The 21894-nt window shown below is 44.7% G+C and carries 22 protein-coding genes; 14 read left to right on the plus strand and 8 right to left on the minus strand.

The window, feature by feature from the left end; translation table 11 throughout:
* Positions 1-2 precede the first annotated feature (2 nt).
* The gene (locus ACFGVR_RS10625; protein WP_448702798.1) at positions 3-1715 is read left to right on the plus strand and encodes a hypothetical protein; all 1713 of its coding nucleotides are present in this window, start codon (positions 3-5) and stop codon (positions 1713-1715) included.
* Positions 1716-1956: 241 nt separating this feature from the next.
* Here the strand turns inward: ACFGVR_RS10625 and ACFGVR_RS10630 are convergent, their stop codons facing one another.
* Both ACFGVR_RS10630 and ACFGVR_RS10635 read right to left on the minus strand, forming a co-directional pair.
* A complete protein-coding gene (locus ACFGVR_RS10630) occupies positions 1957-3207 on the minus strand; it encodes a DUF2130 domain-containing protein (RefSeq protein WP_448702799.1) in 1251 nt (416 codons plus the stop codon).
* Between the two features lie 110 nt (positions 3208-3317).
* Entirely contained in the window at positions 3318-3848 is a 531-nt protein-coding gene (locus ACFGVR_RS10635) for a transposase (RefSeq protein ID WP_448702800.1), read from the minus strand.
* Between the two features lie 217 nt (positions 3849-4065).
* On the opposite strand from ACFGVR_RS10635, the gene ACFGVR_RS10640 reads away from it, so the two are divergent.
* Positions 4066-5028 carry a cobalamin-binding protein gene (locus tag ACFGVR_RS10640; protein WP_448702801.1) on the plus strand — a complete coding sequence of 321 codons (963 nt, stop codon included), beginning with the start codon at positions 4066-4068 and terminating at the stop codon, positions 5026-5028.
* A 65-nt stretch (positions 5029-5093) separates the two neighbouring features.
* Here the strand turns inward: ACFGVR_RS10640 and ACFGVR_RS10645 are convergent, their stop codons facing one another.
* Positions 5094-7196, minus strand: a complete 2103-nt coding sequence (locus tag ACFGVR_RS10645; protein WP_448702802.1) for a TonB-dependent receptor — start codon at positions 7194-7196, stop codon at positions 5094-5096.
* A gap of 165 nt (positions 7197-7361) precedes the next feature.
* Between ACFGVR_RS10645 and ACFGVR_RS10650 the strand changes: the two genes are divergently transcribed.
* Both ACFGVR_RS10650 and ACFGVR_RS10655 read left to right on the plus strand, forming a co-directional pair.
* Positions 7362-9293 (plus strand): T9SS type B sorting domain-containing protein, encoded by a 1932-nt coding sequence (locus tag ACFGVR_RS10650; RefSeq protein WP_448702803.1) that lies wholly within the window; start codon positions 7362-7364, stop codon positions 9291-9293.
* Between the two features lie 76 nt (positions 9294-9369).
* Positions 9370-10062 carry a VIT1/CCC1 transporter family protein gene (locus ACFGVR_RS10655; protein ID WP_448702804.1) on the plus strand — a complete coding sequence of 231 codons (693 nt, stop codon included), beginning with the start codon at positions 9370-9372 and terminating at the stop codon, positions 10060-10062.
* 234 nt (positions 10063-10296) lie between these two features.
* Here the strand turns inward: ACFGVR_RS10655 and ACFGVR_RS10660 are convergent, their stop codons facing one another.
* Positions 10297-10707, minus strand: coding sequence for a hypothetical protein (locus ACFGVR_RS10660; RefSeq protein ID WP_448702805.1), 411 nt, complete (start codon positions 10705-10707; stop codon positions 10297-10299).
* Positions 10708-10730: 23 nt separating this feature from the next.
* Positions 10731-11255: an NADPH-dependent FMN reductase gene (locus ACFGVR_RS10665; RefSeq protein WP_448702806.1), complete on the minus strand. Its 525-nt coding sequence runs from the start codon at positions 11253-11255 to the stop codon at positions 10731-10733.
* Between the two features lie 160 nt (positions 11256-11415).
* On the opposite strand from ACFGVR_RS10665, the gene ACFGVR_RS10670 reads away from it, so the two are divergent.
* The 7 genes from ACFGVR_RS10670 to ACFGVR_RS10700 all read left to right on the plus strand — a co-directional run bounded on the left by ACFGVR_RS10670 (position 11416) and on the right by ACFGVR_RS10700 (position 16837).
* A complete protein-coding gene (locus tag ACFGVR_RS10670) occupies positions 11416-12222 on the plus strand; it encodes a ParA family protein (protein ID WP_448702807.1) in 807 nt (268 codons plus the stop codon).
* A gap of 4 nt (positions 12223-12226) precedes the next feature.
* Positions 12227-13153 (plus strand): ParB/RepB/Spo0J family partition protein, encoded by a 927-nt coding sequence (locus tag ACFGVR_RS10675; protein ID WP_448702808.1) that lies wholly within the window; start codon positions 12227-12229, stop codon positions 13151-13153.
* Between the two features lie 4 nt (positions 13154-13157).
* Positions 13158-13850, plus strand: a complete 693-nt coding sequence (locus tag ACFGVR_RS10680) for a DUF5683 domain-containing protein (RefSeq protein WP_448702809.1) — start codon at positions 13158-13160, stop codon at positions 13848-13850.
* 86 nt (positions 13851-13936) lie between these two features.
* Positions 13937-14692, plus strand: coding sequence for a 4-hydroxy-tetrahydrodipicolinate reductase (gene dapB / locus ACFGVR_RS10685; RefSeq protein WP_448702810.1), 756 nt, complete (start codon positions 13937-13939; stop codon positions 14690-14692).
* A gap of 24 nt (positions 14693-14716) precedes the next feature.
* Positions 14717-16183: a signal peptidase I gene (gene lepB / locus ACFGVR_RS10690; RefSeq protein ID WP_448702811.1), complete on the plus strand. Its 1467-nt coding sequence runs from the start codon at positions 14717-14719 to the stop codon at positions 16181-16183.
* A gap of 103 nt (positions 16184-16286) precedes the next feature.
* Positions 16287-16508, plus strand: coding sequence for a DUF433 domain-containing protein (locus ACFGVR_RS10695; protein WP_448702812.1), 222 nt, complete (start codon positions 16287-16289; stop codon positions 16506-16508).
* Positions 16505-16837: a DUF5615 family PIN-like protein gene (locus tag ACFGVR_RS10700; protein ID WP_448702813.1), complete on the plus strand. Its 333-nt coding sequence runs from the start codon at positions 16505-16507 to the stop codon at positions 16835-16837. The genes ACFGVR_RS10695 and ACFGVR_RS10700 overlap by 4 nt, the downstream gene beginning before the upstream one ends.
* Here ACFGVR_RS10700 and ACFGVR_RS10705 read toward each other — a convergent pair.
* Entirely contained in the window at positions 16834-17910 is a 1077-nt protein-coding gene (locus ACFGVR_RS10705; RefSeq protein ID WP_448702814.1) for an Ldh family oxidoreductase, read from the minus strand. The genes ACFGVR_RS10700 and ACFGVR_RS10705 overlap by 4 nt on opposite strands.
* Positions 17911-18046: 136 nt before the next feature.
* On the opposite strand from ACFGVR_RS10705, the gene ACFGVR_RS10710 reads away from it, so the two are divergent.
* Positions 18047-18262, plus strand: a complete 216-nt coding sequence (locus ACFGVR_RS10710) for a hypothetical protein (RefSeq protein ID WP_448702815.1) — start codon at positions 18047-18049, stop codon at positions 18260-18262.
* Between the two features lie 141 nt (positions 18263-18403).
* Positions 18404-18823, plus strand: a complete 420-nt coding sequence (locus ACFGVR_RS10715; protein WP_448702816.1) for an SRPBCC family protein — start codon at positions 18404-18406, stop codon at positions 18821-18823.
* 159 nt (positions 18824-18982) lie between these two features.
* On the opposite strand, the gene ACFGVR_RS10720 is transcribed toward ACFGVR_RS10715, so the two are convergent.
* Positions 18983-19522, minus strand: coding sequence for an RBBP9/YdeN family alpha/beta hydrolase (locus ACFGVR_RS10720; protein WP_448702817.1), 540 nt, complete (start codon positions 19520-19522; stop codon positions 18983-18985).
* Between the two features lie 236 nt (positions 19523-19758).
* Between ACFGVR_RS10720 and ACFGVR_RS10725 the strand changes: the two genes are divergently transcribed.
* A complete protein-coding gene (locus ACFGVR_RS10725; RefSeq protein WP_448702818.1) occupies positions 19759-20184 on the plus strand; it encodes a hypothetical protein in 426 nt (141 codons plus the stop codon).
* A gap of 69 nt (positions 20185-20253) precedes the next feature.
* Here ACFGVR_RS10725 and bshC read toward each other — a convergent pair whose 3' ends face one another.
* Positions 20254-21855 carry a bacillithiol biosynthesis cysteine-adding enzyme BshC gene (bshC, locus tag ACFGVR_RS10730; protein WP_448702819.1) on the minus strand — a complete coding sequence of 534 codons (1602 nt, stop codon included), beginning with the start codon at positions 21853-21855 and terminating at the stop codon, positions 20254-20256.
* Positions 21856-21894: the final 39 nt, after the last annotated feature.

Consider the following 21894-nt stretch of genomic DNA (forward strand, 5'->3'; position numbering starts at 1 on the left):
TCATGAAAAAAATATTTAATAAAAATAAGGTATCAACACCTGTAGTTACGTTTATTGCTTTACTGGCAATGATAAGCGTAGTAATGTACGCCTGTAAAAAACCTACTGATGGCATTAACATCCTGGTTGCCTCACAATCGTTATCGCCGGCACCTACTATGCTGTCATTTGTAAATGCCGATTCGACATCGGTAAACCAACCCGGCGATTTTACTGCTACCATTAGCGGCCCTGGTGCAAGCCTGGTACAAATGGTATCGGGTGGTACAACTTTCCAGGTATCGCACGGTATTTTATCGTTATCGCTTGTAAAAGGCACCGTACCATCATTAACCAGCCCGGTAATATTTACCGTAACCGCCCAGGCACCTGGCTTTGCACCTTTTATCCAAAACGTGATCATCACCCAGGACGCGCCTTCACTTTACATAGTTAAAGGACTTGATTATACTTCATCAGCTGCAGGCACAACCCTGTTAAAAAGCAGTAATGGATTAAGTAATGGTACTTTAACATCAGCATTAGCGCTTACAACTACCAAAAGCGCAAGCGTTACCGAAAATGCAACCATTTCATTCGCCGCAGGTACACAAATGCAGGATGCTAATAAAGCAGCTTTAAATGGCGGTACCTTAACCTCAAATATTGTACAATTAGGTGTTGGTAACAATGCCTTAACTAACGATTTCCCGGGTGGCCTTTACGCTGCCGACGCTTTGGACCAAAACGGAGCTGCTATAAGCGGCGGTGTTAACTTTGTACCCGTGGGCTTGCTTTCAATTAACATGAATGCCGATAACAGCCCGGTTAAAAACTTTTCGAAACCGGTAAACATCAGCATGGAGCTAAGCAGCAACATCAATAACTTTGCTACCGGCGCCGCTTTAAAAGTTGGCGATGTAATACCTTACTGGAGCCAGAACGATATAACCGGCCAGTGGAAATACGAAGGTAATGCTACCGTAGCTTTAGATGGAAGCAACAAACTATCGGTTGTAATGCCGATAACTCACCTTTCAAACTGGATGGCCGGCTGGTTCTGGAGTGCTACCTCAACAGCAGGCGCTACCTATACCGCTTGCGGCAGCAACCTTATTGTTAACCTTGCCACTGCCGATGCTAATTTTAAAGGCGGTAATTATACTGTTTATTTGATGTCGGCTTACGGTAATATTGTGGCGGTAAAATCCGGCGGCGATCTGCGCAACGGCTCAAGCGTTACCTTTAAAAACCTGCCGAACATTGCCCAGGCAAAAGTTGCCGTATATTACAAAGGTAAATCGGCTGCTGTGAGTACTTTGTTCAGCACCTGCTCAACAGGTTCGTTAAATATTACCGTACCTACTACAGCTACTGCTTTCATCGATCCGATAAATGCGTCGATTGATATTACAGGTTTATGTAACGGTAAACAGGTATCGGTTCTGCCATCGGCACCGTTCCAGTTGTATCAGCAAATTGCAGGTTCGCAGGCGTTTCAGCCAATAGGTGTTGTAAACATTGTAAATGGTAAAGCAAGCACACAGCTTGATAACAATGTTACCTATTACCTGGCAACTTATTACAATAAAACATATTACCAAACCGGTAACTTTACCATAACCAAAGCGGCCATTACCATACCACCGTTAACAGGTTTTAACGTTGTTACCAACTATGATGCCGCCAGCAATACCTTAAAGTTTACAGGCACCATACCAGTACCTTGTAACTAATGTTTAGTTTAATGTGAGTAAAGCGCCCTGGTTTTCCGGGGCGCTTTTTTTATGAATTATTATTGATGTCATCCCGAACGGCAGTGAGGGATCTTCTGCTCTATGCTCGTAAACTCCGCAGGTAGCATAAGGTTTCTCTCTCGTCCCTACGCGTTGCCACCCCTGCTCTATCGAAATGACACTATGATTTAAGAACAAAACCCATAACCCGCAACTGAGAACTCACAACCGGCAACTCAGTCTAATCCAGCATCAGCGAATCGTTATCATCAGTTAAGCTTAAACGCACTACATCACTGCCGGCAATACCATCAACCGAACCACGGATGTGTGCAGCGTTGAGCAATACCTTATCCAGTTGTTTTTCGCGTGCCTTCCATAAACGCTCCATGGTTTCGCGCTCTTTCAGTATCGATTGCCGCATATCCATATACCCTTCGCGTATGGCCTTCCATTGTTCGGCAAACTCGGTCCCGGTCAAATAATCATATAGCAAATGCATTTTATCGCCCTTGTTCTCCTGCGATCGGGTAGCGTTGTATAAACGCATCACGCCATCGCGTAAAACACAGGCTACAGCCTTTGCCTCATCAAACGAACATATCCACACCCCGTCTTTTTCGCCAAAGCAATCCATGCCTTTAGGGTAGCATTGCGTTACAATTACGGCCACATCAACGCCCATACTGCGCATGTCCTTCTTTAATTTTTCTATCCAGTCGCCGCCAAAGTCTTTAGTGCGTTTACTTTCGTAGATGATCTTGCCGCACTCTTGTCCAAACTGGTTACGTACCACCTGTACGCAATCTGCCCCGCGCACGCCCTTGCCCACTTCGGTTATCACATCAAACGGAAAACTGTTGCGCAGCAGGTCTTCCAGTATCAGCTCCTGCACCTCGCCTTGTAATTGCATACTGCCTTGCTCGGCCTTACGTTTCATCTCATCGGCCAGTTTTTTCTGATCGTCGAGCTGTTTGGTGAGCTCCATGATCTTCATCTGGTGCTCGGTTTCCTTCACCTGGTTTTTGTCATGCTCTTGTTTGCGTATCTGTTCGCTCAGCTCATTGCGCTGCTCCTGTAACTTGCGCTGCAGTTGCAGTTCCATTTCCTCTTCGCGATTTTTTAATAACTGCTCTTTTTGCAAAAACTCCAGTTCTTTTTGCCGCGATGCCTTTAGTTTTTCTTCGGCATCCTTATTACTGGTTTCCAGCATAGCCAGCTTATTCTCAAAATCGGATGCTATGGTTTTGCGCAGATTTTCTTCCAGCGTAAGCTGTAAGGTTTTACGTTCTTCGGCCAGGCGCTGCTCAAACTGCAGCTGTTGTATCTGCTCTTTTTTGCTAAACTCATCCAGCTTGCGCGTGTACTCTTCTTCCTTTTGTTTGGTAAAACTGAGCATTTTTTCGCGAAGCTCTTTTTTATATTCCTCGGTCATAGCCTCCTCTAAAGGGAAAACCGTACCGCATCCCGGACACTTAACTTCTGTTGCCATTATCTGTGATTATTTTGGGTCAATAAATATAGCCCTTATCGGCGATTATCGTTAATGATGTGGATAAGAATATCCTGCCTGCCGTTGTTGGTGTTGTCACCAACAACCCGTTAATTGCCAGTATAATGTGTTAATAACCCAAACTCATCAATATCCGCTTCATAAAATTTAGCAGATGAGTATTTGTATTGTTCCGGCAATTCTGCCAATTTCCATTTATCCTGCAATGGATTTTTATGAATATAATCCAATTTTTGAGTTAAGACAGCAGGTGTCCATAAATTAACACTTAATGAATTCCTTTCCCAAAATTGGTATTCTCTATCAGAAGCATTTACCTTAAAATATTTTAAACGTGCATCGTCTGTGTCTATCAATCTGAATTTTATCTTTTGAGCAGTGTACTTCAAAAACCTCAACTGGATATTTTCGCGTTTATATCCATCTTGTATTTGCCATATCAAATGAAGATGGTTAGGCATGATCACAAAAGCGTATATAACAATACTTCCTTCATTTTTCAAGAATAAAAGGCTATCAATAAGGATGTCTTTAAAACTATCCTCAACCAGCAGGTTTTGCCAGTTTAAAATAGTTGCAGTAAAGAATTGCGGATAATAATCGAAATTGATAGCTGACATTACGTTAAAAATACGAAATATAGTGTAAAGTAGTTGTTGGTGACAACACCAACAACGGCGGGGGCGATTATCGTTAATGATGTGGATAAGAATATTGTGATCAATTTGTGGTTGCAATATGCTATGGCCATGTTTGAGGCGTTCGCTGCGGGCCGGGTATCCCTGGTTGCCTTCATGTATCCGCTGCTATTGCTAACGCAATCTGCGGGTTGTCTGCATGGCAAAGTTCACTACCTTTGCGCCGATTATGGATCAATCCTCACCAAAACTCATATCGCTGTTACCTGCCGCTACCGAAATTATTTGCGCATTGGGTTTGCAGCAAAACTTAATAGGCCGCTCGCACGAGTGCGATTATCCTGAAGAGATCAAAGCACTCCCGGTTTGCTGCGAAGCATCTTTTGGCAACGAGCTAAGCAGCATCGACATCGACCGTAAGGTAAAAGAAATTTTAACCGACGCCTTATCGGTTTATACGGTGAATAAAGAAGTGATCAAACAACTGAACCCGGATGTAGTGATCACGCAGGCACAATGCGACGTGTGTGCCGTTAGCCTGAAAGATGTGGAAGAAGCATTGGAAAATTTGCTGGATAAGGATGCCAGTATCATCAGCCTGCAGCCCGAAACACTGGATGATATTTTTAAAGATATCCGCCTGGTGGCCGATCAGTTGGGGGTAAGCAAAGCGGGCGATGAATTACTGGAAAACCTGAATGAGCGTGTCGACCTGATCCGCCACAAGCTGAAATACATTACCGATAAACCAGGTGTTGCATGCATTGAGTGGCTGGAGCCGATGATGGTATCGGGCAACTGGATACCCGAAATGGTTGATATAGCCGGCGGCAGATCCATCTTAGCCGAAAATGGCAAACACTCGCCATACGTAAACTGGGAGGCCATACAAGCTGCTGATCCGGATATTATTATAGTAATGCCATGTGGCTTTGCCATTGAGCGCACATTGAAAGAAATGAATGTTTTGCTGGCCCAGCCCGGCTTCGCCGATCTGAAAGCTGTAAAAAATAACCGCCTGTACATTGCCGATGGCAACCATTATTTTAACCGCAGCGGTCCGAGGATAGTTGATTCACTCGAGATACTGGCCGAAATTATTAACCCGAAGCAGTTTATTTTTGGCTACGAGGGTAGCGGGTGGATGAAGTTTGGGATGTAGATAACAGATCCCATAAGCCCTTCGCGGGATAGGTTTCTGTATATCGGGTATAGGCTGTGCACGCTTTATTCTATGCTATTGTTCCGTTTCTGAAACCTCACATTCACGCCGCCAAAAAAATTGCGCAGGGCAGCCGGGTTATAATAGCGGCCGCCTGCCGCGTTAAGGTCGTTGCCCAAACTATAATGTTGGTTCAATAAATTATCAACACCTGCAAAAAACTCCACTTGCATTTTTGCGCCAAACCTGTACATCCATTCCGCTTTAGCGGTAATTAAATTATAATTGCCTGCGTAAACCGTATTGGCATCGTTAAGAGGCAACTTTGCTGTAAAATTATGCTGAACGAACAAATATATATTTTCGGGCAGTGGCATATATACACTGGTAACCGCTACCTGTGCAGGTACGCCGGTCAGATCGTTACCATCGTAATTATTGCTGGCATCGTGGTACTCGCGGAACTTAAATTTGCTGTACGTAAAGCTCTCTTTTAATTGCAAGCCACGGATCAGGCCATGCATTTTTTGCTTTAGCAGCCAATACGAAGCGTAAAGCTCCAACCCCGGCTGGTTGGCGCCACCAGCATTAACGTAGTACGATGTACCATCAGGATGCTGGCGCATTACAATGGCATTGTTAGATCGGTAATAAAATGCCGACAGGTCGATCTCCAGATCCGGATGGGAACCATTATAACGCAACCCGGTTTCATAGTTCCAGCCATCCTGTGCCTGCAAGGTCGGGTTGATGATATGGTCGGTTGCGCGTACCTCGCCGTTGGTTGGCGTTGAGTATCCCCGGCTTACCGATGCCCGCCATACCAGGCTGTGTAATGTGATGTACGAAACCGCAAGCCTCGGCATCAGTTGCGCGGTAAAGGACCTGTCCATATAGGCTGTTTGCGCCAGCGGATACAAGTTCTGGAACTGGTATTGATAATTATTCAGGCTTAACGAAGCCTCCATTTCCCAATGGCCGTTGTCGGTCGCCTTAAAACGCGTAAAAATAAAATGCTGGTTGGTGCGGATGTTATCCTGGGTTTGGATGGTGTCTTGAGTGCCAAGGTGGTTACCCCAATTGCCAATGGCAGAGTTTGTTTGCTGCCATTCCAGGCCCAGGTCGGCTTTCCAGGCGATCGTCCGCAAACTCTGGCCCGATAGTTCAAAATAAGTACGCAAACCATAAGTAGCCTCGTTGCGGTGCTCATATGTGGTGAACGACGGATTGGTAAAATCAACATTGCTGCCATATAGGGCAAACACGTTGCGCCATTTGTCGCTAATACGCAGTTCGTTCATCACCCCGCCATAAAACATTTTGTTGGTGATGGCCGCTTTCAGATCCTGCGCACTGGCAATGGTGGGCGTGGCCAATCGTGCCGACCGCGGGTTTGCCTCTTGCTGCGGGAGTGTCAGGCCGCCGGGTGTTTGATAGTACAGGTCGCTGTAAAAGCCCAATACTTTAAGCTGATCGCCGAAGGCGTATTTCCAACGGTCGGCAACCTGTACGTATTGGCGGTTCATGGCGCTGTTGGCGCGGTAACCATCATAGCTTTGGTAAGCCTGATCAACATTCAGTTGGTTCTTACCCTGGGTATTTTGTATGGCTGCGTTCTCATGTATCAACCCATACGAGCCACCGTTCAGACCGGCGCTTACAAAATTATCGCGATCGCTTGTGTTAACCGGGCTCAACAATACCACACCGCCCGAGTTAGCGCCAAACAAGCTGCCATCGGGCCCTTTTAAAACCTGTATGGATTTTATACTGTTCACGTCGACCGAATTGAGATAGGTATTCCCTCCGGCATCGGTAAGCGGCATATCGTCGAAATAGATCTTTACATCGCGTATACCAAAAGGCGATCGCAGCAAACTGCCGCGGATAGACAGGCGGTAGCTCCCGGGCGAACGTTCTTCCATACGCACGCCGGGTATGGTATTCATTGCCGTAACCAGCGAGTTGTCGGGCCAAAGCCTAAACAGCCGCTGATGTATGACTTTTACAGATGCAGGTGAACTGAGCAACGATCTTCCGGATACATTACCGATTATGGCAACCTCGTTTAGTTTTTTGGAAGTATCGGTACGCAGGGTATCCTGTGCGTAAATAAAGGTGCATGCAAATAGCGACACAATAAATAGGGGCAGATAAAGTTTAGGCATAGACGATTATGCCATAAAGATAAAGCTTTTTGTTTTTGGCGTTATATTGCATCATAAATGTTGCTTAGCGTTGCATCTGTTTGCCATAATTTTTCGTTTTTTGTAAATGGGGAACAAATAATGTTAGCTTTGAAAAGCTGAAAAGAACTATTGTAAACGTATTTAATGAAGTTTTACCCGCTGTTAATTGTATTGATGGGTGTATTTTATACACAAGCCAGTGCACAACTATGCAGCGGCAGTTTGGGTGATCCGGTTATTAATAAAACCTTTGGGTCGGGTACGGCTGCTATCGGGCCGAGCCTTAACGATACCACCAGTTATACCTACATTGCAGACCCTTGCCCTAACGACGGTTTTTATACTTTAGCGCATAGTGTTGGCAGTTGCTTTAACGAGGCCTGGCATCACCTGAGCCAAGACCATACCGGCGATCCTAACGGATATATGATGATCGTTAACGCTTCACCGGCGCCCGGTGTGTTTTTTACTTACCCTATACATGGCCTCTGCAACAGCACCACCTACGAGTTTAGTGCCTGGATAGTCAACCTGATCAAGCCCGACCAATGTAACGGCAATCCTAAATTGCCCAATATCGCCTTTACCATTGAAACCACCGCGGGTGTGCAATTAGCCAGCTATAGCACCGGCAACATACCTACCACTACCAGCCCGCAATGGAACCAGTACAGCCTTGATTTTAGAACACCCGCCGGGGTAACCGATATTGTGTTAAAAATGAGCAATGCCAATACCATACCGGGCACCTGCGGTAATGATCTGGCTATTGATGATATTGTTTTCAGGCCATGCGGTCCGATCGTGAATGCTAATTTTTCGTCGAACGGGAGTAGTGTACCTTCGCAGCTTTGTTTGGGTTATACCGGCAGTTTTAATATAGGCGCCACGGTTGATGCCAGTACCTATACAAACCCGGCCTACCAATGGCAGGTTAACACGGGCAGCGGCTGGACGGATATACCCGGCGCAACGCAAACCCAATACACCGTTAGTTATGTAAACGCGCAATTAGGCACTTATCAGTATCGCCTTTTGGTAGCCGAGGCGATAAATATCAATACACCTACCTGCCGGGTAAACTCGAACGTTTTAACGGTGACGGTTAACCCTATACCCACAGCAACGGCCAGCGCAGCAAACAGTAAGGTATGCTATGCTGATACCATTAAACTGATGAGCAGCGGTGGTGCTACTTACCAATGGACCGGGCCAAACAGTTATACCAGCAATGCGCAAAACCCCGTTATTGCCAACGTTACCCAAGCCATGGCGGGTACTTATACGGTTAAGGCTATTGCGGCTTCGGGGTGTTTTGGCACGGCACAGGTTACAGTAGGTGTTTACCCGAAATTTATAGTAAGCGCCGGTAAAGATACCACCATTTGCAATGGGCAAAGTGTTACCTTACACGCTACGGGCGGGTTGAGCTATAGCTGGTCGCCGGGGAAAACTTTATCCGATAGTACATCGGCAAACCCGGTAGCTTCGCCAACCGATACCACTATGTATGTGGTAACGGGTACATCGGCCAATGGCTGTACCAGTAAAGGCATGGTAACCATTGGTGTTCCCAAAGCACCAACGGCCAATGCGGGGGTAGATAAATATGTGTTTTTAGGTCAAACGGTACAACTTAACGGTACAGCTACCGGCAGTAATTTAAAATACAGGTGGACACCCGCCACCGCGCTAAACAATGCCACTATCCTTACCCCAATAGCCAAACCTACCGACGATATTACTTATACGCTTACCGTTAGCGATTCGTGCAATACCGTTAGCGATGATGTTTTTGTAAAGGTGTATAAGCAGGTAGTTATACCCAATGCGTTTTCGCCTAATGGCGATGGTATTAACGATACCTGGAACATTGACGCGTTGAGGGCTTTCCCGCAATGTGTGATCACGGTTTACAACCGCGACGGGCAAATGCTTTACCACGATGTAGGCTATACCCGGGCCTGGGATGGTAAATACCGCAACACTCCACTGCCGTTAGGTACGTATTATTACATTATCGAGCTGAAAAGCCAGCTGCCTGATATGTCGGGCTCGGTAACCATCATCAGGTAATACAGTTGTCCTATTTTTAATTGTTACAAATTGTAATTTGATTAACTACATGGCGTAAAGCTGCCTATCTTTAACTATGCACCACGAACATCATTTGAAAAGCTCGGATACGATACGCGATATTGTGATTGGTATGAGCGACGGCCTTACTGTGCCCTTCGCATTGGCGGCTGGCCTGAGCGGGGCGGTAAACTCATCAACCATTGTAGTAACGGCCGGTATTGCCGAAATTGTAGCGGGTTCCATTGCCATGGGACTGGGCGGTTTTTTAGCCGGTAAAACCGATGCAGACCATTACAACTCGGAGCTGCGTCGCGAGTATGAAGAAGTGGAACGGGTGCCCGAACAGGAAAAGCTTGAAGTTAAGGAAGTGTTTGCCGATTTTGGCTTATCCGAACAATTGCAAAACCAGATAGCCGATGAAATGGCTAAGGATAAAGACAAATGGGTTGATTTTATGATGCGCTATGAATTAGGCCTGGAAAAACCCGAAGCAAACCGCGCTACGCGGAGCGCCATTACCATCGGTCTGTCGTACATAGTAGGGGGGATCATTCCGTTGTCACCGTATTTTTTTATCAGCAATTCGCTTATGGCGCTCTATTATTCTATAGGTATCACGCTGATCTGCCTGTTTGTGTTTGGGTACTTTAAAAGCAAGGTAACCGGTCAGCCGCCTGTATCGGGCGCTTTAAAGGTAGTTGTTATTGGCGCGTTGGCCGCCGCCGCCGCATTCTTAGTAGCGAGGATGGTGACGGGGAAAGGGTAGAATCAAGAATCAAGATACAAGATACAAGACGGTGATAGTGGTATTAGTTGTAGTAGCACTGGTAGTAAAAAAGTGTCGTTCTGGTTTTTGCTCCCATCATCCAGCGTTAGTGATAGTAGCGGATACCGGCCCTTCGACAGGCTCAGGGCAGGCCGTGGCTAATGCCTGTGCAGTATGAGCGGATAGCACGGGCCGCAGGCAACGCCCTAAACATAATCATCAGTATTGATCATCCTATGATACAAGCTCTCCAACTAAAGGATTGGCCGCCCTAAGCTTGTAAAGCCAAATACCGGCAATAATAGCTACACCGTATGGGATTATTAAAAGAGGTTTAAATAACCCTTCCATATAACGCAACACAACAAATGGAATAATAGTAAGTATACAGGCTACTACTGATAAGAAAATCTTTCTCTTGATATTACTCATTTGCATTTTAGTGATCTTGGATACTATTAACACAAAAGCGATAAAGCTGGGTACAGAGAAACCGAAGCTAAGAACCAAAGAAACCGTTGCGCCTATTGTAAAGTCTTCAACAGAATACCGAAAACCATCCATAATAGGTTCGGCAAAAAGTGAGCCTGTCAACACAGATGTAAGCCAAACCTTTAAAACGTAAGCCGGTGCATTGCTTTTCATTAATGTTTGCCTTTCAATTTTTGCTAAAACCTGATAAACTTATCCATCTGCTCATTAGTGAACTGGATGGTATCGGCGTTGCTGAGGTTTCCGGCGGCATCAAGTTCGGCTTTAATATTGGTGATGTGGATCTTTAAAGGCATTACATGTAAGTGGATATAGTTGCAGATGCCGGTAAAATGATCGATGCCACGTATATTTCCATATTTACCCGATGATATGCCAACTAATGCGGCCTTTTTATCGTAAAAGCTGTCGGGAAAAGTGCAGGCATCGATAAAAACTTTGAGTACACCCGGGAAACTGCCATTGTATTCGGGTATCACGAAGATGAATTTATCGGTTGCGCTTACACGCTGCTGTATTTTTTGCTCAAAAGCCTCAGAGCGTTTACCGTACAGGTCGGTAGCGATCAGGGTATCGGGCAGCTCGGTAAGCGATAGTACATCGGCTGCAAGGCCTTTGGCTACTAACGTTTTTTGATAATATTTAGCTACTTTTAGGGTGGTACTATTGGGCCTGTTAGTAGCTGCTATAATGGTAACCATCTGTGTATAATGTTTGTAAGTTGGCTTAAGCTGTGGATTACCGAATTAGATAATTTTGTATCTTTAGCCCGGTTTAAAAATGCGAAATTAGGACTTTTAATTTCTAATTTAACGATGCTAATTTACAACCACTTTCCGGTTAAAAAATTAATTAGATATAATGAGTAAAATTATTGCTTTAGCCAATCAAAAGGGCGGCGTGGGTAAAACCACCTCTTCTATAAACCTTGCAGCCAGTTTAGCTGTGTTAGAGTTTAAAACCTTGTTGGTTGATGCTGATCCGCAGGCTAACTCCACATCGGGTATAGGTTTTGATCCGCGTACGATAAAAAACAGCATTTACGAATGTATTATTAATGATATCGACCCGCGCGATGCCGTTCAGAAAACGGATACGCCCAACCTGTTTTTACTGCCGGCCCATATTGACCTGGTAGGCGCCGAAATTGAAATGATCAACCTGGAGAACCGCGAATACAAAATGCAGGCGGTTTTAAATAAGATAAAAGACGATTACGATTTTATCATTATCGATTGCTCGCCATCGCTGGGTTTGATCACTATTAACGCCTTATCGGCTGCCGATAGCGTAATTATACCTGTACAATGCGAATATTTTGCATTGGAAGGTTTGGGTAAATTATTAAATACCATTAAAATTGTACAAAACAGGCTAAATACCAAACTGGAGATAGAGGGTATTTTGCTAACCATGTACGATGTGCGTTTACGCCTGTCGAACCAGGTGGTTGAGGAAGTTAAAAATCATTTCGAATCGTTAGTGTTTGAAACAATTATACAGCGCAATACACGTTTAAGTGAGGCACCAAGCTTTGGCGTATCGGTAATTATGCACGATGCTAATTGTAAAGGCGCCATCAACTACCTTAACCTTGCCCGCGAAATTATCCGTAACAACGGGCTGGAGGCAAAAGAAGAAATTAACGTAACTACCGCAACTGTATAAATAAATGAGCGCAGAAAAGAGAAATGTTTTAGGAAGAGGTTTAAGCGCCCTGTTAAATGATGATTCGGTAAACACAGTTTCAGCCAGTACTAAAGTAAACACGAGAGATATTTCGAGCAAACCAGAGGTTAACGATTTGAACCTGAGCTCGATAAGTGAAATTAAACTGGCCGAAATTGAAGTAAACCCTTTTCAGCCCCGTACCGAGTTTGATGAGCATGCCCTAATGGAGCTTGCCGACTCGATAAAGCTACAGGGACTGATACAGCCCATTACCGTACGTAAAGTTAACGCACACGCTTATCAGCTGATATCGGGCGAGCGCAGGTTACGTGCATCAAAAATTGCGGGCCTTACACAAATACCGGCTTATGTACGCCAGGCTAACGACCAGCAAATGCTGGAAATGGCCCTGATAGAGAACATACAGCGCGAAAACCTGAATGCTATTGAGGTGGCGCTAAGTTTTCAGCGGATGATAGACGAGGTGGGCCTGAAGCAGGAGGAACTGGGTGATCGCGTAAGCAAAAGCCGCCCTACGGTTACCAACTACCTGCGGTTGCTAAAATTGCCACCCGATATACAGGCATCACTGCGCGACGGGCAGATCACCATGGGGCATGCCAAAGCTATTATTACCATTAACGATCCGGTAGCGCAACTGTATTTGCATAAACTGATCATTCAGCAGGGTTTATCGGTGCGTAAGGTTGAAGATATGGCGCGCGATCTGCAACGCGGTACGCCTAAAAAAGAAGGTAAAAAACCTGAGGACCTGAGCTTTCAGGTTAAAAAGATACAAGACGACCTGGCTTCTAAATTTGGCACCATGGTAAAGATAAAAATGAGCAATGGCGGCAAAGGCGCTATTGAAATACCGTTTTTATCGGCCGATGATATGGGCCGTATTTTGGAAATGCTGGATTGGTAAAAACATGAAGAGGTATTTGCTCATCATTGTTTTATTGTTTGCAGGCCTAACCCTTAAAGCGCAAACACCCGATACTGTTGAGCATCGCAATAAAAAAGACAGCGCTAATATAAAGCACGCCCCAGCTACCTTAAAGCCTTTTAAACCCGAGGTTATCCGTTATAAAAAAGAGCCTGTTTACCATCCCGATAGTACCCATAGCCCGCACAAAGCAGCTATGTTATCATTGTACATTCCGGGTGCGGGGCAAATTTATAACCGCCACGGCCTGTGGTGGCGCTTACCTGCTTTGTATACCGGTTTAGGCTTACTTGCGCATGCCATTGTTGTTAATAACGAGCAATACCATATCTTTTTAAAAGAGGCGCAATGGCGCGAACAGGGCAGGCCGTTAGATTCGAACGGGCAAAATACGCTGGAGCCTTATCCCCAATATAATTTTGCATCAGATGCGGCAATTGTTGGCGCCAAAGACGGTTACCGTCGTAACCGCGACCTGAGTATTTTTAGCTTTGTAGCCGTATGGGGCATCAACATTGTGGATGCTTATGTAGAGGCTAAGTTTATACACTCGTACACCATGGACGATAATTTGAGCTTTAAAATTTCGCCAGGCATTATTAATCAACCTGTTTACGCATCAAATTTTAATAGTACTTTTATCCCGACGTTAAAAATTACACTTTTATTTAAATGAAACCATTATAAAGCTGCCAATCAAAAAAACAATTGAATACAGCTTATAATAGCTTCATCGCCATTAAAAAAACGAATAATATACTGATGAAAATAGCATTATTGGGTTACGGTAAAATGGGCAAGATCATCGAAAAGATTGCCACCGACCGCGGACATGAGATTATCCTGAAAATTGACGAACATACGTTGGACCAGTTTACCGTTGAAAATCTGAAGAAGGCCGATGCCGCTATTGATTTTACTACGCCCGACTCGGTTTTGGGTAATATACAACAATGCTTTGAGGCGCAAACACCCATTGTAGTAGGCACCACAGGTTGGTACGGCCAGCTGCAGCAGGTAAAAAACGATTGTGAAAAATACAACAGCGCCCTGCTGTATGCGTCAAATTTTAGCGTGGGCGTTAATATATTTTTCCATGTTAACCAGGTTTTAGCTAAGCTGATGAATAAATATCCGTACTACGAAGTGCAGGTTGAAGAGATACATCATCAGCAAAAGCTCGACTCGCCAAGCGGAACAGCCATGACCATTGCCGAAGGTATTATTGAAAACCTTGACGCTAAAAGCGAATGGGTAAACGTATTAGAGCAAGGCGGCGAAGACAAAGCCATTAACCAGGTAAAAAATAACCAGGTGCTTATAGAGTCGTTACGGATTGACAGCGTGCCCGGCACACATACCGTAATTTACGATAGTGAGGTAGATAGCATTGAATTTAAACATACCGCGCATAACCGCTCGGGCTTTGCCTTAGGCGCTGTTTTGGCCGCCGAATGGATAGACGGTAAAAAAGGATTTTATACCGCCAAGGATATGTTTAATTTTGATTTGAAATAATTTTAAATACTTAAAAATTTAATAGTGAATATAGCAGCATTTGTAATTGCCTTTATTATAATATTCGTATTACCCTACATTGGCCTATGGAAATTATTTGAAAAGGCAGGTAAGCCGGGATGGATGGGAATAATTCCATTTGTGAATTATTATGTGATGATCGAACTGAGTGGTCGGCCAAAATGGTGGATATTACTATGCTTTGTTCCCGTTGTCAACTTCTTTATCATCATAGGTGTCAGAATTGATTTTGTTAAATCGTACGGCAAAATTAAATTCAGCAGTATTGCAGCGGCGGTTTGTTTGCCGTTTTACGTATTGCCTAAATGGGGTTTTGATCCTAAAGTTGTTTATTTAGGTCCAAGCCGAAGCGCTGAGTTTAAAGAGAAATATAAATCACAGCTTAAAAAAACGTCAACACAGGAGTGGACGGAAGCGATCATATTCGCGGTTGTTGCAGCAACCTTGATCCGTACTTTTTTTATCGAGGCGTACACCATCCCAACACCATCAATGGAGCGCTCGCTTTTGGTTGGCGACTTTTTGTTTGTAAGCAAGGTTAATTACGGCCCGCGCACACCGATGACGCCTATCGCTTTCCCGTTTGCGCACCATACCATGCCTTTATTAAACACCAAAGCCTATTGGGATGGCTGGGAACTGCCTTATTACCGTTTGCCGGGATTAAGTGAAGTTAAAAAAGGCGATGTAGTTGTATTTAACTATCCGATGGATGCCGATACCCCGCTTTTACGTCCGGTTGATAAACGCGAAAATTACATTAAACGCTGCCAGGGCGAACCAGGTGATACCTTGAGCGTAGTTAACGCGCAGGTATATGTTAATGGTAAAGCTATGCCTAACCCTCCGGGTGAGCAGATTGACTATACTTTGCAAACCACAACACAGCTTAATCCAAAGATATACGAGGATTTGGAGATCACGACCAATTATGATCCGAATTCGAGTGTGCCGACGATGACCAAAGAGGCCGCGGCCACGCTGAAAGGTTATTCGGTAGTGAAATCGCTGGTGCCTAACATCCACCCGAAAGACCAGGCCGAAGGGGTTTACCCGGTTAACTCACAATATAAGATATACAGTTTAAACGGTAAAACGCCAAACTTTAAATGGAACGTTGATAATTACGGTCCGATACTGATCCCGAAAAAGGGCTGGACCGTAAAACTGGATAGCCTGAACTTCCCGGTATATGGCCGTGCTATCGAGATTTACGAAGGTAACAAGTTGCAGGTAGTTAACGGCCAGATCATGATCAATGGTGTAAAAACCGACCAGTATACCTTTAAAATGAATTATTACTGGATGATGGGCGATAACCGCCATGACTCGGCCGACTCACGCTACTGGGGCTTTGTACCCGAGGACCATATTGTAGGGAAAGCGTTATTTATCTGGATGAGCTGGGACGACGAAGCCGGAATTTTAGGTAAGATACGCTGGAGCAGGTTGTTTAGAGGGATACATTAATGATGTAAGATGTGAGAGGGACGATGGAAGATGTGTAAGGCATTTTCCATCGTCCCTCATTTATTTACTATAACTATTAGTTGGATTTTTGTAAATTAGCATAATGAATTATGCTGCATTTATAGAAATCGATCCGGCAAAACGTTTTGGAAAACCATGTATCATCGGTACACGGATATCTGTGTATGATGTTTTAAGCTGGCTTGCCGAAGGGATGTCTATCGAGGATATTATCGCTGATTTTCCTGAATTAAATAGCGAGCAGATAAAAGCTTGTCTTGCATACGCTGCCGACAAGGAGCATAAGCTTAGAGTGGTGTCATGAGCTTACTGCTCGATCAAAATATTTCTTTCCCGGTTTGTAGTCTCCTTTCAGAGGAATTTAAGAACACTAAACATGTTAAACAACTTGGTTTAGTTGATGCTTCAGATTTGCAAATCTGGCAATACGCAAAAGCCAATAAATTTACAGTAGTTACCTTTGATAGTGACTTTATTGATTTTGCTATCATGAAGGGTTTCCCGCCTAAAATTATTTGGCTAAGATTTGGCAATGCTTCAAATTTAAAAATAGTAAATAAGTTACTCTCTAATAAAGCGATGATAAAAGAATTTATTGCAAATCCTGAAATTGCTTTTTTGGAGATAGATTAACTCAATTTCTCTATCCCAAATCTCTCAGCCAACATATTCAAATCGGTAACTACCGCGTCAACCAATGGGATACCGTTAACGGTACGATAGGCTTCTGCTTCCACCTCGGGTTCGCCGGGGATGATGACAGGCTGATCGGGGTTTATCGCTTTCGCGGATTTGAATCGCTCTATCCAATTATCCATGTGGCTTTTGAAATCTTCAACTGGTCTGAATCCATCAACACGCATCGCACCTAAAAAATGACCGATACCTTTACCTACCGGATCATCGGGCGGGTCTAAAAACGATACAAAAGGCGGCACCCATGGCCCGTAATTGGCCCCCGACAGCACCGCTGATAAGATATCAACCGTGGCGCTTAACCCAAAACCTTTATGGCTGCCATGTTCACGGTCGCTGCCCAGGGGCAGCAATGAGCCCCCTTTTTTTAAGGCGTGAGGGTCGGTAGTATAATTGCCTTGCCCATCCTGTACCCACCCTTCGGGAACGGGCTTGCCTGCACGCTGGGCTATTTCTAACTTGCCATTAGCTGCTGCTGATGTTGCTATATCCACTACTACGGGCGGGTATTTACCTGCCGGGAAAGCATAGCACATAGGATTGGTACCCAACATGCGCTCCTTACTAAATGTGGGTGCTACCAGCGGGCTTGCATTGGTCATGGCAAAACCGATCATATCTTTTTCTGCCGCCATTAATGCATGATAGCCCGAAATACCAAAGTGATTGGAATTGCGTACCGATACCCATCCGGAACCATATTTTTCTGCCATCTCAATCGCTACCTGCATGGCGAAGGGCGCTACCACCAGCCCCAGGCCGGCATCGCCATCAACAGTGGCGGTGGTGGGCGTTTGGTGTACAATGGTGATATTGGGTTTGGTATTGATACGGCCCTTTTCCCAAAGCAGCACGTATCCGCTTAAACGGGCCACTCCATGCGAATCAATGCCCCGCATATCCGAGCGTATCAAAACATCAGCGGCAAGCGCAGCATGCTGTTGGCTACAGCCCATGGATAAAAATATATTTTGCGTAAAGGCGCGTAAATCAGCTTCCGAAATGATCATGTGGCAAAGGTAGTTGTTTTGATGGAAGATGGGTAAATGAGATGTAAGATGGGTAAATGAGATGTACGATGGGAGACGTATGATGGAAGATGTGGGTTTGATGTTTAATGTTATCTTTAGGAATCAATATTTATACATGAAAGCAATTAAAAACAGTTGGGTTAGAGCTTTAATAAGCTTTTTTATTGGTGGCGTAGCACATGAGTTGGTGTTCATTTCAAGCGGTGATCCCAACCGGCCACGCACGGGTAGCGATGATTTTCAACCGTTTTTGTATGCGATAGTTGTTTTTGCAATACTAACCTGGCTCAACAACAAGGTTAGCAAAAGAGATAAATATAAAGTTCATTAAGGCGTGGTTGTATTATCGCCAGCGGCAAAACGTAGAATGGAATAGCGTCACCACTCAAAAAATAACAGATAAATAACGATTACGTAAGCAGGTAATTTGATAATATTTTGTAAATCGCAGTATAAACCAATACTTAAAATTATGGCTACCAACATCACCGTCGAAGCAACTGTTAATGCGCCTATTGGCCGCGTTTGGGAATACTGGAACGAACCTGAGCATATCAAAAACTGGGCGTTTGCGTCGGACGATTGGCATTGCCCGGCATCCGAAAATGATTTGCGTAAGGGTGGCCGCTATAGTTCGACTATGGCCGCTAAAGACGGTAGTTTTAGCTTTGATTTTTGGGGCATTTATGATGATATAGAAGTTGAAGAATATATCGCAAGTACCTTGGGTGATGGCCGAAAGGTTACTGTGAAATTTACATCGGAAGATGGTAAAAGCACCCGTATTGTTCAAACCTTCGAAGCCGAGGAGACCAACCCGATAGAAATGCAGCAAGGCGGATGGCAGGCTATTTTGAATAATTTTAAGAAGTATACGGAGGGTGGCGCGTAAGCGTGCTGTATTACTAGATTGTCATTGCGAGGAAGAGCGCGCTGAAAGCAGCGATGACGTGGCAATCGCACGGAGGAAGGCGAACTTGCAGAGCCGTTCTGTATAGCAAGAGATTGCCACGCTATCGCTCGCAATGACATGGTGAAGAATGGCATCTAACTACAACTCATCCAACTGTTTCAATAATTCTAAACCTTGAGGCCACTCACCGAAACCGGCGGCAACATTAATGTGCCCGGCATCGCCGATGTTGACCAGTTCGCTGCCCCAGCTTTTGGCAAATAGGATGGCACGGTCGAAGCTGACGTAGTAATCATTCTGGCTGGCTACCGTAATACTTGGGAAAGGTAACTTGTTTAACGGCATCGGGCTAAAGCCGGTAGCTCCGGAAGGGTAAGTATCGGCTTCGGTATCGCTTGGGCCCACTAATAAAGCTCCTTTTATTTTGATGTTGAATTTTTGCGCCCAGTAGGCGATGGTGGCGCATGCCGAGCTATGCCCAACCAAAATCACATCGGCAGGATTATAGTTTTTAAGGAAATTGTCGAGGGTTTCTACCCATTCGGCGCAAACGGGTTCGTCCCAGTTTTGCTGTTGTACGCGGGTAAAGTTGTATTGCTTTTCCCAAAGGCTTTGCCAGTGCTGCGGGCCGGAATTTCCCAGTCCGGGGATGATGAGGATGGTTGAGGTGAAGGTCATGGGAGTAAAAATAAGGTTTTTGGAGAGAGTCCGAAAGTCGGGAAGTCCAAAAGAAATGTTGGAAAGTTATCGACTTCGCCCGATAGCGCCGAAAGATCAAAAAATTAAATATTAAATTAATGATATCCGGTAATAAACTGGATAATATATTATATCACTAGGGTAAAATACTACATAGCAGGCAGTTATATAGCAGTTAGCTTTGATATATAAACCAAATTTTAGATCTATCTATCATGAAAACAAAAAAACTATTTATGCCATTGGCATTGATCTTTTGTGCGCTTTTATTTTCCATTGGACAGGCAAAAGCACAAACCCGCCCGGTGTGGGTATACCTTGAAACGAACAGCAGTACCTCGACCATGTGGTATATTACCTATCACAACAACGATACGGGCCTTGAATATAATTTTAACACTGGTGGTTCGACAGATGCTTCTATGGATGTTGGTTCGGTTCCGTTGGGCAACTATACGATAAGTGTAACCCATGGAGGTTACGCAAATGTTTATATTGATTTTCAATACGGAGGAAATTCAGCGTCGGGCATCTACGAGGACGGCCCTATCTATTTATACGGCAACCAGTATACTTTCCTTACCACTGTAGATGTGGTAGCTGAAGATACTGAAACAGATATATTTATAGCGAATAACTAAGTTGCCTGAACAAACGGAAGGAGGACGACTTATCTTCTTTCCGTTTGAATATGACCTGCCAGAGCCGGCCTATTCTGTCAACACAGTAAACTTAAAGTCCAAAGGTTCGAATCTTTCGATGAGGTCGTCGATGAGTTGCTGGCCGTATTTTACGTAGAACGGGCCGATGTTTTCGGTACGTTCCTGGAGGCTGCCTTTGGGGAAAAGGGATTGTTTAACGCGGTCGATCTGTACTAAGGTAGTTTCGTGATTGCGCTTTTCGGCTTTGAGCATTTTGCGCTCCAGGTTTTCGATGGCGTGTTTCAGGCGTGCGCGGATAGCCTCGGTTGATGGGGCAAGTGTGTTATCGATGTGCGCGGCATGTGCTTTAACCTTTTCGAAGATGGCCAGCATTTCGAGCCACTCGGCGTTGAGGGTTAAATCCTGCTCGGTATGTTGTTTTACCCAGGCTGTTTTTAAAGCATCGGCACTTTTGAACAGGTCGGCAATCGAAAAACCCATTTTTTTGAACTGCGCGGCGGCTTCTTTGTGGACGATCAAACCTGAATTACGTAATAACAGGATCGGGAAATCTATTTTATAATGATCAAAATTAGATTTTAGCTCGAGCCAGTAAACAATCTCGGCGCCACCGCCAATGTAAGCTAAATTAGGTAGGATCACTTCCTGGTAAAGGGGGCGCATCACTACGTTGGGGCTAAACCTTTCAGGATGCTGTTGGATCTCGGTGCGGAGTTCGGCTTCGGTAAAGCGGATATCGGAACCTAAAACTTCGTAAACGTTATTTTCGAAAACGATGCGTTCGCGTAAGCCATCTAACAGATAAAAGAAGTTGATCTCGCGAGGGTTGACCTGGATATGTACGCCTAATTTTTGTAAAGCGGCGTTGCTATCGGATATGTATTTAAAGCTGTTTTGCTGGATGATATCCTGTTCGATAATAGGAGCGAACTGTTGTTTTAAACGGGCATCGTCGGCATCTACTATCACTAAACCGTACTGACCAAATAAAGCATTAACGAGGTAACGCATGGCATCCGCTAACTTATCAAATTTGGTGTAGGCAGTTTCGACTATTTCGGCCAATCGTGGCGCGTTACCTTCCAAACCTAAAACGCCTTTGTATTGGTTTAAGGCCTGGCGGATAGTTTTGGTGGATAACCTGCCAGTAGCGCCCGCGGCTTCCATTGGCCATTCGATCTTTTTACCTGCGACGCTGGTGTGGTTGATCTCGGCAAAGTCGTGATCCTCGGATGCCATCCAGTAAACGGGTACAAAGTTTTTATCGGGGAAACGCTCTTTCAACTGTCGCGAAAGCTTAATGGCAGTTGCTATCTTAAAAATAAAATATAACGGGCCGGTAAAGATATTGAGCTGGTGACCGGTGGTGATGGTGTAAGTATTATCCGTGCGAAGCGCTTCAATATTTTGAGTAAGCGCAACTGACAACTCACTACCGACAATTGATAACCGATTATATTGTTCTGTTAAAACCTCAGCTAAAACCTTACGGTCGGCAGTAACTTTTTTGGTTTTGAGCAATTCGGCAAAGCCTTCGAAAGAGGGGCGATGACCATAAAATGGTGCCAGTGCAGGATCGTTATCCAGGTAGTCGGTTATGGTTTTAGAGAAAAAACCGGTGTCGGCGTAGTTGATACAGTGGGCATCCATTGCTCAAATGTAAAATCATTAAAGTAATTACACTGTATG

It is taken from the genome of Mucilaginibacter aureus, assembly GCF_053514885.1.

Bases quoted from the DNA above. Each gene is read 5' to 3' on its own strand.
- ACFGVR_RS10700 (WP_448702813.1), top strand. From the start codon at position 16,505: ATGAGCTTACTGCTCGATCAAAATATTTCTTTCCCGGTTTGTAGTCTC.
- ACFGVR_RS10675 (WP_448702808.1), top strand. From the start codon at position 12,227: ATGAGCGCAGAAAAGAGAAATGTTTTAGGAAGAGGTTTAAGCGCCCTG.
- ACFGVR_RS10695 (WP_448702812.1), top strand. From the start codon at position 16,287: ATGAATTATGCTGCATTTATAGAAATCGATCCGGCAAAACGTTTTGGA.
- ACFGVR_RS10715 (WP_448702816.1), top strand. From the start codon at position 18,404: ATGGCTACCAACATCACCGTCGAAGCAACTGTTAATGCGCCTATTGGC.
- dapB (WP_448702810.1), top strand. From the start codon at position 13,937: ATGAAAATAGCATTATTGGGTTACGGTAAAATGGGCAAGATCATCGAA.
- ACFGVR_RS10670 (WP_448702807.1), top strand. From the start codon at position 11,416: ATGAGTAAAATTATTGCTTTAGCCAATCAAAAGGGCGGCGTGGGTAAA.
- ACFGVR_RS10625 (WP_448702798.1), top strand. From the start codon at position 3: ATGAAAAAAATATTTAATAAAAATAAGGTATCAACACCTGTAGTTACG.
- ACFGVR_RS10630 (WP_448702799.1), bottom strand. From the start codon at position 3,207: ATGGCAACAGAAGTTAAGTGTCCGGGATGCGGTACGGTTTTCCCTTTA.
- ACFGVR_RS10640 (WP_448702801.1), top strand. From the start codon at position 4,066: ATGGCAAAGTTCACTACCTTTGCGCCGATTATGGATCAATCCTCACCA.
- ACFGVR_RS10710 (WP_448702815.1), top strand. From the start codon at position 18,047: ATGAAAGCAATTAAAAACAGTTGGGTTAGAGCTTTAATAAGCTTTTTT.
- ACFGVR_RS10725 (WP_448702818.1), top strand. From the start codon at position 19,759: ATGAAAACAAAAAAACTATTTATGCCATTGGCATTGATCTTTTGTGCG.
- ACFGVR_RS10645 (WP_448702802.1), bottom strand. From the start codon at position 7,196: ATGCCTAAACTTTATCTGCCCCTATTTATTGTGTCGCTATTTGCATGC.
- ACFGVR_RS10660 (WP_448702805.1), bottom strand. From the start codon at position 10,707: ATGAAAAGCAATGCACCGGCTTACGTTTTAAAGGTTTGGCTTACATCT.
- ACFGVR_RS10635 (WP_448702800.1), bottom strand. From the start codon at position 3,848: ATGTCAGCTATCAATTTCGATTATTATCCGCAATTCTTTACTGCAACT.
- bshC (WP_448702819.1), bottom strand. From the start codon at position 21,855: ATGGATGCCCACTGTATCAACTACGCCGACACCGGTTTTTTCTCTAAA.
- ACFGVR_RS10705 (WP_448702814.1), bottom strand. From the start codon at position 17,910: ATGATCATTTCGGAAGCTGATTTACGCGCCTTTACGCAAAATATATTT.
- ACFGVR_RS10680 (WP_448702809.1), top strand. From the start codon at position 13,158: ATGAAGAGGTATTTGCTCATCATTGTTTTATTGTTTGCAGGCCTAACC.
- ACFGVR_RS10655 (WP_448702804.1), top strand. From the start codon at position 9,370: ATGCACCACGAACATCATTTGAAAAGCTCGGATACGATACGCGATATT.
- ACFGVR_RS10720 (WP_448702817.1), bottom strand. From the start codon at position 19,522: ATGACCTTCACCTCAACCATCCTCATCATCCCCGGACTGGGAAATTCC.
- ACFGVR_RS10665 (WP_448702806.1), bottom strand. From the start codon at position 11,255: ATGGTTACCATTATAGCAGCTACTAACAGGCCCAATAGTACCACCCTA.
- ACFGVR_RS10650 (WP_448702803.1), top strand. From the start codon at position 7,362: ATGAAGTTTTACCCGCTGTTAATTGTATTGATGGGTGTATTTTATACA.